This window comes from Pseudomonas sp. Marseille-P9899 (assembly GCF_903166565.1).
GTDB lineage: Bacteria > Pseudomonadota > Gammaproteobacteria > Pseudomonadales > Pseudomonadaceae > Aquipseudomonas > Aquipseudomonas huaxiensis.
In genome coordinates, this window is sequence record NZ_CAESCG010000001.1 from 488,446 (window position 1) to 504,727 (window position 16,282).

Here is a 16,282-nt window from a genome sequence, read left to right on the forward strand (position 1 = left end):
TCATTTCACTTTGGAATCGATTGATGGCATTTCCCTATCAGGCTGAAACCCCATCGGGAAAAGCCTTACTCCATTTACGGTCTTCCAGTGAGCGGTGGTTAGCCGGGTAAAATGAGCGACTTTGCTGTCGGATGACCGACCTTAATCTGGTAGACCAACTTCTTGCGTGGGGCCCATTCATGCACACCCTTTCGCGGACTTTCGCCGGCGCGATCCTTGCCGCGCTTGGTGACTCTGATCCTGCCGTTGCTGCGCTTTGCCGGCGACTGGGCGAGCCGCTGCTGGCGGCGTCCGGGCCGGCGTTCATTTCACTGGCTTCGCTCACCGCGTTGTTCGAGCAGGCCAGTGCCCTGAGCGGCGACCCGGACATCGGCCTGCGTGCCTTCCACCATGCCCATCCGGCCAACCTTGGGCCGTTGGGCTATGCACTGATGTCCAGCCCGACAATCGGCAGCGTATTGACGGCCATGGCCGAGTTTCACCACCTGATTGGCACCGGCTTTTGCTTGTTCGTTGAAGAGCGGATCGAGGGCGTGCGTCTGGTGGGCGTCGTGACCGACCCCGAGCAGCAGCCGCTGTCGCGGGTGTTCATCGATGCCATCGCGGCCATTACCCTCGGCTTGTTGTGCTGGCTGGTGCCGGGGCGGGCGATCCGGCCGTTGCGGGCGGAGCTGAGCTATCCGCGCCCGGCCGACACCCGCGCCGCCGAAGCGCTTTACGGTGCTGAAATCCACTACGGCGCGGCGCAGAACGCTTTGCTGTTCAGCCACGCCGATGTCCAGTTCGCAGTGGCCACCCACGACCCGGCGCTGCACGCGGTGCACAGCCAGTACCTGGCGCAGTGGCAACGGCAGCTGGACAGCGACGCCTTCAGCCTGCGGGCCCGGCGGGTGATCAGCGAACACTTCGCCCTAGGCCGGCCGGTGACCCTGGCGGGGGTAGCCGAGAGTCTCGGGCTGAGCCAGCACCAGCTCAGTCGCGGCCTGGAAAATGAAGGCCACGGCTTTCTACGCCTGCTCGATGAAGTGCGCCTGCGCGACAGCCACAACCTGCTGCGCAGCAGCACCCTGAGCTTCAAGCAGATCGCTTATCAGGTGGGTTTCCGTCATCAGAGCGCGTTCAACAAGGCCTGTGAACGGTGGTTCGGGATGGGGCCGGGGCGGTATCGGGACGAGGGAAACCGCTAGTTTCCTTTATCCACGCAGCCCTTTCATTTATCCCTCGGCCGGCGCGGGGTTAAAGCTCGCCGCGAAAGTGCGGACAATAGTCCGCACACGTTTGCGCCCCCGCCGAGGTTTCCCATCTCCATTCCACGCGTTGCCCTCCTGCTTGTCCTGTCCGTCGTGGTGTTGAGTGCGCCGCAGGTGATTGTGTTCGGCAAGACGGCAGGCCTGTGCCTGTTGTTGCTGGTGCTGGCGTACTGGCAGGCCCGGCGCCTCCGCGCGGGGCAGCGCGAGGTGGAACGGCTGCGTCAAACCCTGTCCGCGCTGCATCACGATGCGCTGCTGTTGGCGCAGTTGGCCGCGCGCCTCAACGTCCTCACCGACGGTTGCGACATCGCTTTGCAACAACAGCAGCGCAAGCTCGAACACACCGCGCCGGCCTTCGCCCGGATCAAGGCGCAAGCGCTGAAACTGGTCGGCACGGCGCAGCGGGTCGACAACGAATCACGCCAGTCGCTGCGCCTGGCGCGCAAAGGCCAAGCCGGGCTCAGCGCGACGCTGATGGCGTTCCGTTCGATGGACAAATCGGCGAGCGGTGCCGAAGCCGAGGGCGCGATGATGGTGCAGGACGTGCGGGCGCTGGCCCGGGAAAGCCGCGACCAGACCTACAGCGCCAACCTCGCCCTGGCCGGGATCAGCGATGCGGCCAGCAGCATCAGCCAGTGCGGCACGCTGATTGCTCGCGACTGTGAGGCCCAGGGCCAAGCGGCTGATGAGCTTGAAGGTGCCCTGGCAAGTATCGAACAACTCGCGCAGACCTCGGCCTGGCGTTCGCGCCAGGTCAGCGCCGCCAGCCAGGAGCTGGCGCGCAAGGCCGCGCGGCTGGAAACACGATTGAAGGCTTGTCCACGGCCCGAGGGCCTCCACGCGTAGTGCCGGAGGTAAGAGTGATCCTGTTCAAAACGCTGATGCGTCGTTATCACGACCTGATGAAATGTGTCGCCCAGCGGCCCGAGCCGGTGGATGCCGAGTCCGCCAAGCCACTGCTTGAGGCCCTGGAGCAACTGGCGGCGGAAGCCGAGCGGCTGGAGGCGCGGTTGCGCGTGCTCAGCGAGAACCGCCAGCGCCTGCAACCGCCCGAGCCGCACCTGCGGCTGGTCTGGCCGCCACGGGACGACAAGGACAAAGCCAACGGTTGATTTCTTGATCGCGAATACTGTTATGAATGTAAATCGATTTAATGAGTCGCAAATTCGCTAATCCTTTTCTATTTTCCTCGTTTCTTGTGAATGCATTGGTGTATGTTTGCCGCCGCAGGCCATACCCCTGCCATCACTATTACAAGAACGAGGCATTCCATGTCCGGGTTGAGAAAACTCCGCATCAGTACGCGTGTCACCTTGTTGGTTGCGTGCATTTCCCTGTTTGTCTTGTGCCTGAGCGGCTGGCTGGGACTGACCCTGCAGCGCACCTTGCTGAGCGAAAAAATGGCCGGTGTCGGCACTGCGCTGAATACCGCCTCGAACATCCTCGGCCACTACCAGCGCCAGGCCAGCGAAGGCCATCTGAGCGCGGAAGAAGCACAGCGCCAGGCGCTGCAGGCGGTGAGCACCATCCGCTACCTCGGCGACAACTACCTGCTGGTCCTCGACCTCGACCACCGCATGCTCATGCACCCGACCGCGCCGACGCTGGTGGGCAAGCAACTGGCGGACTTCAAGGACGTCAACGGTAAGCTGTTTTCCCGCGAGATGATCGACAAGGCGCGCACCCTCGGCCGCGGCACGGTGGAGTACTGGTTCCCGCGGGCCAATGGCGCCCAGGCCGAGTTCAAGGTCTCGGAAGTGCTGCTGTTCAAGCCGTGGGGCTGGGTGTTGGCCAGCGGCATCCATCCGCAGGACGTGCGTGATGAAGTCAATCAGGTACTGCGGGTTCCGGCCTTTATCGTCGGCCTTGCCTTGCTGGCCATCGGGTTGTTCGCCTGGCTGCTGATCCGCAGCATCACCCGGCCGTTGAACGACACCGTCGATGCACTGGCCCGTGCAACCCAAGGTCACACCGACCTGACCCTGCGCCTGCCGGTGGATGGCGACGACGAACTGAGCCAGGTGTCGCGCAGTTTCAACAGCCTGGTGCTGGCGGCCCATGACGTCACCGCCAGCGTGGTCGATGCCAGCCAGGCGATCGCCAAGGCCACTGACGACCTCGGCCGCATCACCCGCACCGCACAGGACAACATGGCCGCCCAGCAACAGGAAACCGATAGCGTGGTCGCGGCCATGACCCAGATGGTCTGCACCGTGCAGGAAGTGGCGCAGAACGCCAGCGTCGCTGCCCGCGCCACCGAAGAAGCCGAGCGCCACGCCAGCGAGGGGCGCGGCACGGTGGACGAAACCGTCAGCGCCATTGGCGTGCTGGCGGACGGCCTGAACGACAGCCGCCGCGTGGTGGACCAGCTGGCTGCCGATTCCGGCAGTGTTGGCCAGGTGCTGGAAGTGATCTCGGCCATTGCCGAACAGACCAACCTGCTGGCGCTCAACGCCGCCATCGAAGCCGCCCGCGCGGGCGAGCACGGGCGTGGCTTTGCGGTGGTCGCGGACGAAGTGCGCAGTCTGGCCATGCGCACCCAGAAATCGACCCTGGAAATCCAGCAGATCATCACCCGGGTCCAGGCCGGCGCCAGTGAAGCGGCGGGCCAGATCGGCACCAACGTCGCCGCCGCGCAGCACCCGGTACAAGCCTCGGCCCGCGCCGGCCAGGCGCTGGAGCGCATCACCGTGTCGGCGGCGACGGTCAGCCAGATGGCCTTCCAGATCGCCAGCGCGTCCGAGGAACAGGCGGCCACGGCGGACGAAATCAACCGCAGCATCACCCGCATTCACGATGCCGCCTCCACCGGCACCCAGACCTTGCGTCAGACGGGGGAGGCGTGTGAAGGGTTGAAGCGGGTGTCGCGGCAGTTGCAGGAGCAGGTGGCGAAGGTGGTGATTTGAGGCAAGGGTTAACCTGGATCCAAGATGTGATATCGTTCTGGCATCACCGTTAGACTTGAAAGGAATATCAAATGTTGAAAAGTGCCGGATTGCTTGCGTTGGGCGTGGTGTTTGCCGGTTCTGCCGTGGCCGCCGAAAACAAGCTGTTCAAGGACTTTGCCTACGACGCGCCGAAGGCCAGCTTCGCCAAGACAAAAGGCATTTATGACTGCAGTGCAGACATCGGCGGTGATGCCCCGTGCATTGATGATGTCGATTTCATTGGCCACAAAATCGTGCAAGTGCTGGCCTTTACCGGCGCGAAGCTCAAGGCCGTTTCGCTTGTCTCCATGCCGTTCGAGCAGGAGGTCTATACCTCCTCCGTTGCGGCGCTCACCAAGTCGTTCCAGCTGGTGGCGATGGCTAACAAGCAGGCACAACTGGACCTGATCGAGTTGGCAAAGAAATCGAAAGACAAGAACGACTATGTCACTAAATTGACCAATTTCGAGAACCAGAGCCTGCAAGCGGGCAACCTGACCTACACCCTGTTTGAAGGTGTGGAGATGAAGTCGTCCTACACCAGCGCCGCGGTCATGGGGATTGATATGCCGGAAACCGTGCGCGCGGCCGAGCTGGCTATTACCGAGGAAGCCGACGATTCGGCACTGGTCATTCGTTTCTCCTTCCCGAAACTGGACCAGAAACAGTTCGCGGAAGCCGCCAAGAAGCCTGTCGAGTCGTTCTGATCCGGGCTTGCAGGTCGAACCCCGCCGATGGCGGGGTTTTAGTTTGCGTGGATTTTTCCCAGCGCGACGCCAGCAGCCTGGCAACCGCTTGACGACCCAAGGAAAAATATCTTCCACGCACAGGAAAAACCTCTCCTGGCGGCCAAGCCGTCATCCGGCGTCTACGGTAAGGTGACAGCTTCATCGACCACACCGCTGCGGGACGGAGCCGGCAGCCGGCCAGGAGAGGTTCACGTGGCTTCCTACACCCTGCGACAACTCAAGTACTTCGTCACCACGGTCGAGGCCGGTAGCGTTGCCGAGGCCTCGCGTCAGCTCTACATTGCGCAGCCGTCGATTTCCACGGCGATCAAGAGCCTGGAAGAAAGCTTTGGCGTGCAACTGTTCATCCGTCACCACGCCCAGGGCGTGTCCCTGACGCCCAGCGGCAAGCGTTTCTACAGCAAGACCAAATTGCTCTTGCAGATGGCCCGCGAGTTCGAGCAGAACGCCCTGGCCGACAACGACACCGTGGCCGGTCAAATCGATATCGGTGTGTTCGAGACCGTCGCGCCGCTGTACCTGCCGCGACTGATCGCAGGTTTTCGCCAGCGCTATCCCGGGGTGGATATCCGCATGCGCGACGGCGAGCAGCAGGAGCTGATCCAGGGCCTGACCTCGGGCGCTTTCGATCTGGCGTTTCTCTACGATCACTACCTCGACAACACCATCGAAACCGAGCCGTTGATGCCGCCGCAGAAACCCTATGTGTTGCTGCCGCAGAAGCACCGTTTCGCCAGCCAGAGCCAGGTCTCGCTGCGTGACCTGTGTCCGGAACCGATGATCCTGCTGGACGTGGCGCCGAGCCGGACCTACTTCGTCAGCCTGTTCAACGACCTGGGCCTGACGCCGAATATCGTTTTCAGCTCGCCGTCGATCGAGATGGTGCGCGGCATGGTGGGGCAGGGGTTCGGGTTCTCGCTGCTGGTGACCCGGCCGAGTTCGGAATGCACCTATGACGGGCAGAAAGTGGTGGCGGTGGAGATTGCCGAACCGGTGGAAATGTCCGGGCTGGTGACCGCCAAGCTGAAGCGGGTGCAGTTGACCCGGCCGGCGCAATTGTTTGTGGATTTCTGTCGGGAAGAGTTGGCGCGGTTGAGCTGATGGATGCTTTGCGGTCCATCGCGAGCAAGCTCGCTCCTACAGTTCACAGCACGCACTGTAGGAGCGAGCTTGTCGGGACGCCGAACCGTCGCGATGGATCACAAAGCAGCCCCCAATAAACGGTTACTCCGGAATTACTGCGATCACATCAATCTCCATCAGCCACTCCGCCTGCGCCAATCCCGCCACCACCAGCCCGGTGGAAATCGGGAACACGCCCTTCAACCATTTGCCCACTTCCCGGTAAACCGGTTCGCGGAAACGCGGGTCGGTGATGTAGGTGGTGGTCTTGACGATATGCGACAGGTCCGAGCCCGCTTCTTCAAGCAGTTGCTTGACGTTCTTCATCGCCTGTTCGGCTTGCGCTTGAGGGTCGCCGAGGCCCACCAGGCGGCCCTCGAAGTCGGTGCCGACCTGGCCGCGGACATAGACGGTGTTGCCGGCCCGCACGGCCTGGCAGAGGTCATTGTCCAGGGTCTGGTTGGGGTAGGTTTCCTTGGTGTTGAACATGCGCACGCGGGTGTGAGTAGGCATCAGTTGACTCCCATGAGGTCGGCTTTGGCAGTGGAGGATTCGCTGGTTTCAGGGGCCTGGCGCTGGTCGCGGTCGCGGTAGGCCAGGTAGGTGCGTTGGGTGGCGATGTGTCCGGCGACATGCTTGGCGTCGTGCCACACACCCCAGATGAACGACGAACCACGACGCGACAGCCACGGCAGGCCGACGAAGTACACGCCGGGCTCGGCGGACACGCCGCGCTGATGCTTGGGCTTGCCGTTGGCGTCGAAGGCATCCACTTTCAGCCAGTTGAAATCGACGGCGTAACCGGTGGCCCAGATGATCGAGGTGACGCCGGCGGCGGCCAGGTCCAGTTCGAGGGTCGGCGCCGTCACGCACTCGGGGTCGGCCAGGCGACGACGGGCTTCCGGCTCCAGTGGCAGGTCCAGACCGTTGCGCTCGACGTAGGCGTCGGCGGCATCCAGCAGGGCCAGGTAGTTTTCGTCGCCACGGCGGATGTTGTCGGCCAGGTTGTCTTCGAAGTACGCCACGCCGTTGTCGAACGAACGGGTCAGGCCGACCAGGTTCATACCCTGGTGGGCGAGGGCGCGGAAGTCCACGGTGTGGCCGCCGCGGGCGCCGCTGACGGCGATGGTCACGTGCTCGCGACCGGGCTTGGCGATCTCCGCGTCCCACTCGCCCAGCACGCCCAGCCACCAGCAGAAATCACGGTTGCGGTAGCTGCGCGGCGGCCGGTCATGGGCGCCGACGGAGAGGTAGACCTTGCGCCCGGCGCGCATCAGCTCGTCGGCGATCTGCACGCCGGAAGAGCCGGCGCCCACCACCAGCACGGCACCGTCGGGCAACTGTTGCGGGTTGAAGTAGGCGGCGGAATGGATCTGGTGCAGGCCGGCGTCTTTCGGCGCGATCGGCGGGATCACCGGCCGCTGGAACGGGCCGGTAGCGGCGACCACGCGGTTGGCGCGGATCACGCCTTCGCTGGTGTCGATGGTGAAGCCTGGACGATCGGCGTTGCGCACCACGGATTTGACCTCCACACCGGTGCGGATCGGCAGGTCGTACTTGCGCACATAGGCTTCGAAGTAATCGGCGACCTGGTCCTTGCCGGCGAAGGCGTCCGGGTCGAGGTCGAATTCAAGGCCCGGGAAGCGGTCGTGCCAGACCGGACCGTTGGCTACCAGCGAGTCCCAGCGGCCGCTGCGCCAGGCTTCGGCGATGCGGTTGCGCTCCAGCACCAGGTGCGGCACGCCGAGCTTGCTCAGGTGTTCGCTCATGGCCACGCCGGCCTGTCCGGCGCCGACGACGAGGGTGTCGATTTCGAGGTTGTTCAAAGTCATGTCCATGCCCTGTTTGGTAGGCGTTGTTGTTCGGGACGGTCGTGGGAGCCGTCGTTGCCTGGGGCCAGACTAGGGACGGGCGGTTTTTCGCGAAAATAGTAATTAGCGAGGGATTGCCGACAAAAAAGCGAAGGCCCGGCGCCACGGGCCTTGCGCCGGGCTAGGCAGGTTTTTCCTATGCCCGAAGCATATTTTTAATCGTTTTCCTGTTGCCGGACGTCCCGCACCATCTGCTCGAACAGCCGCAACCCGTGGCCGCGAGGGCGGCCCTCAAGGAGCACACATGACCTTTTCCATCATCGGACGCTGCGCGGAATCCGGGCAGCTCGGCATCGCCATCAGTTCTTCCAGCATCGCCGTCGGCGCGCGTTGCCCATGGGTACGCGCGGGCGTGGGCGCGGTGTCCACGCAGAACATCACCCTGCCGGCCCTAGGCCCACAGATTCTCGACCTGCTGGAGGGTCAGCAACTCGCGCCGGGCATTGCCCTGGAGCGGGTGTTGGGAACCAACGGCTGGAGCGAATATCGCCAGGTCACGGTGATCGACAGCAATGGCCAGGTGGCGCTGTTCACCGGCCAGGAAGCCCTTGGCGTGCACAACGCCGTGGCCGGCGAGCAGTGCGCGGCGGCGGGCAACCTGCTGACCAGCCGCGAGGTGATCGAGGCCATGGTGGCCGCCTTCGAAAACAGCCACGGCCTGCTCGCCGACCGCCTGCTGGCGGCCATGCACGCGGCGATGGCGGCGGGTGGCGAGGCCGGCCCGGTACATTCGGCGGCGCTGAAAGTGGCGGGCGAACTGACCTGGCCGCTGGTGGACCTGCGGGTGGACTGGGCTGACGAAGACCCGATCGGCCAGCTCGATGCGCTCTGGCAGGCGTACCGGCCACAGATGCAGGATTACGTCACCCGCGCCCTTGATCCCACCGCCGCGCCCAGCTACGGAGTGCCCGGCGATGAGTGACACCCGCAGCCGTGAGCTGTTGGGCCGCTTGATCGGTTTCGTCACGGTCAGCCGGGAGTCCAACCTCGAATTGATCACGTTCATCCGTGATTACCTGGCCGGGCATGGCGTGGACAGTGAACTGTTCCTTAACGCCGAAGGCACCAAGGCCAACCTGTTCGCCACCTTGGGTCCGCGGGACCGGGGTGGCGTCGTGCTGTCCGGGCATACCGATGTGGTGCCGGTGGACGGCCAGGCCTGGACTGTTGACCCGTTCGCCATGACTGAACGCGAGGGCCGCCTGTATGGCCGCGGCGCCGCCGACATGAAAGGCTTCATCGCCTCGGTGCTGGCGGCGGTGCCGGCGTTTCTCGCCGAGCCGTTGCAGATTCCCGTGCACCTGGCGTTTTCCTATGACGAAGAAGTCGGCTGCCTGGGCGTGCGTTCCATGCTCGCGGCACTGGAACAGCGCCCTCACAAGCCAGTCATGTGCCTGATCGGCGAACCCACTGAACTCAAGCCGGTGCTGGGCCACAAGGGCAAGCTGGCGATGCGTTGCCAGGTGCAAGGCGCGGCCTGCCATTCGGCGTACGCGCCTTACGGGGTGAATGCCATTGAGTACGCGGCGCGTCTGATTGGCAAGCTGGGTGAGATCGGCGAGCGACTGGCCCGTCCTGAACAGCATGATGCGCGTTTCGATCCACCGTTTTCCACGGTGCAGACCGGCGTGATCAAGGGCGGCAGGGCGTTGAATATCGTGCCGGCGGAGTGCGAGTTCGATTTCGAAGTACGTGCTTTGCCGGGTTTTGATGCGCAGACGGTGGCGGACGAACTGAGCGTTTATGCCGAGGCCGAACTGCTGCCGAAGATGCGCGCTGTGCAGGCGCAGACGTCGGTGCGGTTGCAGCCGCTGAGTGCCTATCCGGGGCTGGCGACGCCGGCTGACAGTGAAACGGCGCGGGTGTTGGCGCTGCTCAGCGGCTCCAGTGAGTTTGGCACTGTGGCGTTTGGCACTGAAGGCGGGTTGTTCGATCAGGCGGGGATTCCCACGGTGGTCTGTGGTCCGGGGAGCATGGATCAGGGGCACAAGCCGGATGAGTTTGTCAGCCTGGAGCAGTTGCACGGGTGTGATGCGATGTTGATGCGGCTGGTGGAGTATTTGCGGCAGCCTGCTTGAGAGACAAAGCGCCGCTTGCAGTAATGCCAGTCAGTTAACCTTTCAGCACCTATATTGGGGCTGCTCTGCAGCCCTTCGCGAGCAAGCTCGCTCCCACAGGTCCTAGGCTCTGTATGAAAAGCCTTGAGACGAAGGTCAGGCAAGGCGAAAACAGCCGAGGAAGCGGAGTTTACGGGTTGTAAATGAGCATTCCGAGGCTGTTTTCAACGCAGCATCACCGAGTATCAAGGCTTTTCATACAGAGCCTAGCTAAGGTGCAGGTTGTGGGAGCGAGCTTGCTCGCGAAGGGCCGCAAAGCGGCCCCAATTGGTTTAATTGAGTGGGATTACCGCAAGCAGCGCTTTTTTATGGAGTGTTTTACTACTCCGACTGGAGCGGCCCTTCGCGACGGCTCGGCGCCCCGACAAGCTCGCTTCTACAGGTATATCCGCTTGGCCTTCTGGTGACGCTGTAGGAGCGAGCTTGCTCGCGAACCCCACAAAAAAACACCCGCCCTCCATCACAGAAAGCGGGTGCCTTGACTACCTGAAGGCTACCTCAAACCCCGGCCACCAGCTTTGCACTCACCTGCCGCCGCCGATACGCGCTGTCGCGGTTCCCCAGCCAGTAATACAACGGCGAAGTCACCACCAACCCCACCAGCCACGACAGATCAGCACCGTTGATGTACGCCGACACCGGCCCGACATACAGCGGCGTGTTCATGAATGGAATCTGCACCGCGATGCCGATCGCGTAGGCCAGCAGCGCCTGCGGGTTGTAGCGGCCGTAGATGCCGCCATCGACCTTGAAGATCGACTGAATGTCGTAGTCACCTTTGTGAATCGCGTAGAAATCGATCAGGTTGATCGCCGTCCACGGCACCAGAACCACCAGCAGTACCAGCACCATGTCGACGAAGTGGCCGATGAAGTCTTTCGAGGCGAACACCGCGACGATGCTGCAACCGAGCAAGACGATCACCGACAGCACCGCACGGCTCTTGGCCGTGGGAATCCAGCGCCAGGCGAAGGTCTGCACCAGGGTGATCAGCGACAGCACCGCGCCGTACAGGTTGAGGGCGTTGTGGCTGATCACGCTGAGCAGGAACAGCACCAGCATCAGCGGGCCGATGGCGCCGGTGGCGAGTTTGACTGCGTCCATGGTGTCCATGCCCGCCGGGGTCGCCAGCACGGCCACCGCGCCAAACACGAACGACAGGCTCGAACCCAGCGCCGACCCCAGATAGGTGGTCCAGAAGGTCGACGCCACCGGCACGTCGGCCGGCAGGTAGCGCGAGTAGTCCGAAACATAGGGCGCGAAGGCGATCTGCCAGAGCGCCGCGAGGGACACTGTGGCCAGCCAGCCGGAGAGGTTGAAGCCGCCCCGGGTGAGGAAATCGTCGGTCTGGATATGCGTGAGGATGTAGCCGAAGCCCAGCACGATGCCGATGCCCAGCACCCAGGTGCCGATGCGGTTGAGCACGTGGATGAAGCGGTAGCCGATGATGCCGATGATCCCCGAACCGAGGGCGCCGATGACGATGCCCACCGGCACCGGCACGCTGTCCACCACGCCATGCAACGACTTGCCGGCGAGGACGATGTTGGAGGCGAAGAAGCCGATGTACATCACCCCGGCGATCACCACCACCAGCAGGGCGCCGAGCGAGCCGAACTGGGCGCGGCTCTGGATCATCTGCGGAATGCCCATCTGCGGGCCCTGCGCCGAGTGCGGGCCATCAGCACGCCGCCGACCGGTGGCCGACGAGGATGGCGACGATGCCCCAGACCAGATTCAGGTGAAACAACTGGACCCCAAGGGCCCCGGTGACGATCGGCAGCGGGGCGATGTTGCCGCCGAACCAGAGGGTGAACAGATCCCGAACCTTTCCATGGCGATCTTCGGGCGGCACGTAGCCGATCGTGTGTTTTTCGATAAGCGGTGCGGATGACGCTGCGTTGGTCATGACGGACTCCAAGGCAAGGATGAGTACGCTGCGGTACTTCGGTTGGCATCGGCGAGGCCGGTGCCTTTTCTTGTTGGAGCGGATCTTGAGCGGTGCCGGGCGCGGGATAAATTAGTAAATATGTGCTCTCAGGCCTTAAAAAAACTGGGGTAGCGCGTCGGGTGAGGGCGACCGGTCGGCGCAAGCGAGGAATGACACCAGGGTTGCCAAGGGTAATATTATTCCTGTTAAATGAGATTCATTACCACTTGTTACCGCCTGGTTTCCTGCCATGTCTTCCGTCGACCTCTCGCTGCAAAAAGCCGTGCACTCGCTGTACGAGGATCATCATTCCTGGCTCTGCGGCTGGCTGCGCAACCGGCTGGGCTGTGTCGACCACGCGGCGGACCTGGCCCAGGACACCTTCATGCGCGTGCTCACCCTGCGCAAGGCCGCCGCCCTGCGCGAGCCGCGGGCGTCCCTGAGCACGGTGGCGCGCAGCCTGATGATCGACATGTTTCGTCGTCGTGCGCTGGAGCAGGCGTACCTCGATGCCCGGGCGGCGCGCCCGGAGCCGGTGGATATTTCGCCGGAAACCCGCCTGCAGATCATCGAGACGCTGATGGACATCGACCGTCTGCTCGACGGCCTCGGTGCCCGCACCCGCGAAATTTTCCTGATGGCCCAGCTCGACGGCCTGAGCTACGTCGAGATCGCCCGGCGCCAGGACCTTTCGGTGACCACGGTGAAGAAACACGCCGTGCGCGCCCTGACCCATTGCCTGCTGCTGGTGGAGGAGTAGGCCATGGCCGCCTTGCTGGAGCGCAACATCCTCGAAGCCGCCGCCCACTGGTATGTGGAGTTGCGCTGCGAGCCGGACGCGGCGACCCGCGCCGCACACCAGCACTGGCTGCTCAGCGACCCGCTGCATCAGCAGGCGTGGGAACGGCTGGGGCGTCTGCAAGGCAAGTTCGAGCAGGTTTCGCCGCAACTGGCCCGGACCACGTTGGCGGGCGCCAGGGCCAGGCGTCGTGAGGTGCTCAAGGTCCTGTCGATTCTGCTGGTCGCGGGCGGGGCGGGTAGCCTGGCCTGGCGCAGCACGCCGATGCAGACGCTGCTGGCTGACCAGCGCACTGGCACCGGCGAACGTCGTTCGCTGCGTCTGGATGACGGCAGCCAGTTGCAGCTCAACACCGCCAGCGCGGTGGATATCCGCTACAGCGCGCAGGTCCGCCAGGTGAACCTGCTGGATGGAGAAATCCTGGTCGAGACCGCGCGCGATGCGCTGTCGCGGCCGTTCATCGTGCACACCGCGCAGGGCAGTGTGCGGGCGTTGGGCACGCGGTTTATTGTCCGCCGCGAGGGTGAGCGCACGCGGGTTTGTGTGCTGGAGCACGCAGTGGAAGTGCGTTGCGCCGACGCGCAGGTCGCGGTGCGAGTGGAGGCGGGTCAGCAACTCAGCTTCAGCGCCGCGCAGATGGGTGACCTGCAATCTGCGCCATCCCAGGCCGACGCCTGGACCCGCGGCATGCTGGTGGCCAACGACTGGCGGTTGGGCGACTTCATCACCGAGTTGCAGCGCTATCGACCGGGGCATCTGGGCTGCACCGAGGCGATTGGCGACTTGCGTATTTCCGGGGCCTTTCATCTGACGGACACCGATATCGTCCTCGATAACCTGACCACCACCTTGCCGGTGCGTATCCGTCGTTTCAGCCGGTTCTGGACCCGGGTCGAGGCGGCCTGAGAATTATTTTCACTCAGGGGTTATCGATTCTCATCCAGCTTCGACTTGTAGGTAGAGGCGCCACAGAGACGCCGTTCATCACTGCCACAGGGCGAAAGGAAACCGCATGTCCCGTTCCACTGACCGCACTTCCGCTGCACCGAAAACTTCCGCGCTGAGCTGGGCCATTCATGGCGCGCTGCTGGGCGCCGCATTGGCCACGCCAGCGGTGATGCTGGTGGGCGTCGCGCCGGCCATGGCTGAAAGCCGCGCCGAAGCTGCCTTCGATATTCCGGCCGGGTCGCTGGACGCCGCGCTGACTCAATTTGCCGCCACCGCTGGCATCACCGTGTCCTTCGACCCGGCCCACGCTCGCGGGCTGAAATCGCCGGGCCTGCGCGGTCGCTACGACGTCGACGCCGGCCTGCGCCAGTTGCTCGCGGGCAGCCGCTTGCAGGTGGTGCGCCAGGCCAACGGCAGCTACTCGCTGTTGCCGGCGGTCAGCGACGGTTCCCTGCAACTGGACAGCACCAGCATCAACAGCACCGCGGTCGAGTCGGCCTGGGGCCCGGTGGACGGCTATGTCGCCACCCGCAGCGCCACCGCCACCAAGACCGACACGCCGATCCTGGAAATCCCCCAGGCGATCAACGTGGTCACCGCCGAGCAGGTGCAGAACCAGGGCGCGCGCAACCTGACCCAGGCCCTGCGCTATACCCCGGGCCTGAGCACCGGCGGCTTCACGGACCGCAACGCAATCGCCGACGAAATCACCAGCCGTGGCTTCGCGCCGACCCCGCTGTACTTCGACGGCGCCTATGTGCCGTATGCCGGCAGCCTGGGCGGCGCGCCGCAGATCGATCCGTACACCCTGGAGCGCATCGAAGTGCTCAAGGGCCCGTCCTCGGTGCTGTTCGGCCAGAACCAGCCGGGTGGCCTGATCAACTTGGTGTCCAAGCGCCCGACCCGCGAAGCGCGCAATCAGATCAAGCTCGGTGCCGGCAGCTACAACCGGGTCAACGGTGCCTTCGACAGCAGCGGTCCGCTGGACGAGCAGGGCGCCTTCAGCTATCGGCTGATCGGGCTCAGCAGCAAGGGCAACGATCAGGTCGACCACACCCATGCTGAACGCCTGCTGCTGGCGCCCAGCCTGACCTGGACGCCGAACGACAGCACCTCGCTGACGCTGCTGGCGCAGGTCCAGCGCGATGACGGCCTGGCCGACTACCAGTCGCTGCCGCGCATCGGCTCCCTTGATCGTGGCCCGAATGGCGAGCGCATCGACCGCAATTTCTTCTCTGGCGACTCGCACTACAACGACTACAAGCGCAACCAGTACATCGCTGGCTATGACTTCAGCCACGCCTTCAGCGACGACCTGAGCTTCCGATCCACCGCCCGCTACACCGACGTGCGCGACCGCTACAAGGGCTTCTACCTGCGCAGTTTCGTCACCGACGCCAACAACGTGACCGACTACACCCAGGCCAACCGGGTCAAGCTCGACTGGCGCCAGCACAACACCGCCTACACGGTCGATAACAACCTGGAGTACAAGTTCGCCACCGGTGCCCTGCAGCACACCACCCTGACCGGCGTCGACTACCGCCACTTCACCCGTCAGTACGATGGCTACAACGCCTACAACGTGTTGCCGGTGAACCTCTACGGCAAGAACAACTTCGACAGCTCCAGCGTCACCCCGGTGCTCGACACCAAGTGGGACAACACCGTGCGCCAGACCGGCCTGTACTTCCAGGACCAGATCCGCCTCGACCAGTGGATCCTGACTGTGGGTGGTCGCCAGGACTGGGCCGAGATCGACAACAAGGACCTGCTGGCCCACTCCATCGCCTCGCAGCGTGACAACAAATTCACCGGGCGTGTCGGCCTGACCTACGTCACCGAATTCGGCCTGGCGCCGTATGTCAGCTACTCGCAATCCTTCCTGCCAACCATCGGCACCGCCGCGCCTGAGCGGGGTGGCAAAGCCTTCGAACCGACCGAGGGCGAGCAGTACGAAGTGGGGCTGAAATACCAGCCGCTGGAGAAGACCCTGATCACCGCGTCGGTGTTCCAGGTCAAGCAGAAGAACGTGCTCACCGGCGACACCGAGTACCCGCAGTACCAGGCACAGAGTGGCGAAGTGCGTTCACGCGGGGTGGAGCTGGAGGTGAAATCCAGCATCGAGAATATCGACCTGCTGGCGGCGGCGACCTACATCGACTCGTTCTACACCAAGAGCACCTACGGCGATCAAGGCAACCGCAACGAGTCCCAGGCGCCGGTGTCGGCCAGCCTGTGGGCGGATTACCACTTCACCGGCGTCGGCGTCGACGGCCTGACCGTGGGTGCGGGCGCGCGCTACACCGGGCGCAAGCCGGGCGATTCGGCGAACTCCTTCGACGTTCCGGCCTACGTGGTGTACGACGCCACCGTGCGTTATGACCTGAGCCGCTTCGACCCGAGCCTGCGTGGTTTGCAGGCCAGCCTGAACGTGCAGAACCTGTTTGACCGAGAGTATGTGTCGGACTGCAACTACTCGTTCGGCTGCTACTACGGGCAGGAGCGAGTGGCTTCGATGCAGATGACGTATGACTGGTGATTGAGGGGTAAGGGGCATCGCGAGCAA

Annotated in this window: 12 protein-coding genes and 3 pseudogenes; 12 read left to right on the forward strand and 3 right to left on the reverse strand. The window is 63.8% G+C overall.

Features of this window, described 5'->3' with window-relative positions; translation table 11 throughout:
• Positions 1-179: 179 nt before the first annotated feature.
• The 7 genes and pseudogenes from HWV67_RS02220 (at position 180) to HWV67_RS02245 (ending at position 6,027) form a co-directional block, all read left to right on the forward strand.
• Complete coding sequence (locus HWV67_RS02220; protein WP_175649724.1) at positions 180-1,187, forward strand: AraC family transcriptional regulator; 1,008 nt, start codon at positions 180-182, stop codon at positions 1,185-1,187.
• Between the two features lie 183 nt (positions 1,188-1,370).
• Complete coding sequence (locus tag HWV67_RS02225) at positions 1,371-2,096, forward strand: methyl-accepting chemotaxis protein (protein WP_175649725.1); 726 nt, start codon at positions 1,371-1,373, stop codon at positions 2,094-2,096.
• A gap of 14 nt (positions 2,097-2,110) precedes the next feature.
• On the forward strand, positions 2,111-2,362 hold the full coding sequence (locus HWV67_RS02230; protein WP_175649726.1) for a hypothetical protein: 252 nt from the start codon (positions 2,111-2,113) through the stop codon (positions 2,360-2,362).
• 288 nt (positions 2,363-2,650) lie between these two features.
• A pseudogene (locus HWV67_RS31975) lies at positions 2,651-3,286 on the forward strand (cache domain-containing protein); the annotation flags it as partial.
• A 276-nt stretch (positions 3,287-3,562) separates the two neighbouring features.
• Positions 3,563-4,156: pseudogene (locus tag HWV67_RS31980) on the forward strand (methyl-accepting chemotaxis protein); the annotation flags it as partial.
• A 71-nt stretch (positions 4,157-4,227) separates the two neighbouring features.
• Positions 4,228-4,884, forward strand: coding sequence for a hypothetical protein (locus tag HWV67_RS02240; RefSeq protein WP_175649728.1), 657 nt, complete (start codon positions 4,228-4,230; stop codon positions 4,882-4,884).
• Positions 4,885-5,118: 234 nt separating this feature from the next.
• Positions 5,119-6,027 carry a LysR family transcriptional regulator gene (locus HWV67_RS02245; RefSeq protein WP_175649729.1) on the forward strand — a complete coding sequence of 303 codons (909 nt, stop codon included), beginning with the start codon at positions 5,119-5,121 and terminating at the stop codon, positions 6,025-6,027.
• Positions 6,028-6,150: 123 nt separating this feature from the next.
• Here the strand turns inward: HWV67_RS02245 and HWV67_RS02250 are convergent, their stop codons facing one another.
• Positions 6,151-6,561, reverse strand: coding sequence for a RidA family protein (locus tag HWV67_RS02250; RefSeq protein ID WP_110970182.1), 411 nt, complete (start codon positions 6,559-6,561; stop codon positions 6,151-6,153).
• A complete protein-coding gene (locus HWV67_RS02255; protein ID WP_175649730.1) occupies positions 6,561-7,880 on the reverse strand; it encodes a flavin-containing monooxygenase in 1,320 nt (439 codons plus the stop codon). The genes HWV67_RS02250 and HWV67_RS02255 overlap by 1 nt, the downstream gene beginning before the upstream one ends.
• A gap of 283 nt (positions 7,881-8,163) precedes the next feature.
• Here HWV67_RS02255 and HWV67_RS02260 point away from each other — a divergent pair, with 283 nt between their 5' ends.
• Together HWV67_RS02260 and argE are read left to right on the forward strand one after the other, a co-directional pair.
• Positions 8,164-8,841, forward strand: coding sequence for a DUF1028 domain-containing protein (locus HWV67_RS02260; protein ID WP_110970183.1), 678 nt, complete (start codon positions 8,164-8,166; stop codon positions 8,839-8,841).
• On the forward strand, positions 8,834-9,997 hold the full coding sequence (argE, locus tag HWV67_RS02265) for an acetylornithine deacetylase (protein WP_175649731.1): 1,164 nt from the start codon (positions 8,834-8,836) through the stop codon (positions 9,995-9,997). Before HWV67_RS02260 ends, argE begins: the two co-directional genes overlap by 8 nt.
• Positions 9,998-10,534: 537 nt before the next feature.
• On the opposite strand, the pseudogene HWV67_RS02270 reads toward argE, so the two are convergent.
• Positions 10,535-11,945: pseudogene (locus HWV67_RS02270) on the reverse strand (purine-cytosine permease family protein).
• Between the two features lie 271 nt (positions 11,946-12,216).
• On the opposite strand from HWV67_RS02270, the gene HWV67_RS02275 reads away from it, so the two are divergent.
• From HWV67_RS02275 to HWV67_RS02285, 3 genes are all read left to right on the forward strand, one after another.
• Positions 12,217-12,726 carry a sigma-70 family RNA polymerase sigma factor gene (locus tag HWV67_RS02275; protein ID WP_175649732.1) on the forward strand — a complete coding sequence of 170 codons (510 nt, stop codon included), beginning with the start codon at positions 12,217-12,219 and terminating at the stop codon, positions 12,724-12,726.
• Between the two features lie 3 nt (positions 12,727-12,729).
• A complete protein-coding gene (locus HWV67_RS02280; protein ID WP_175649733.1) occupies positions 12,730-13,671 on the forward strand; it encodes a FecR domain-containing protein in 942 nt (313 codons plus the stop codon).
• 106 nt (positions 13,672-13,777) lie between these two features.
• Positions 13,778-16,255: a TonB-dependent siderophore receptor gene (locus tag HWV67_RS02285; protein WP_175649734.1), complete on the forward strand. Its 2,478-nt coding sequence runs from the start codon at positions 13,778-13,780 to the stop codon at positions 16,253-16,255.
• The last annotated feature ends 27 nt before the right edge of the window (positions 16,256-16,282 follow it).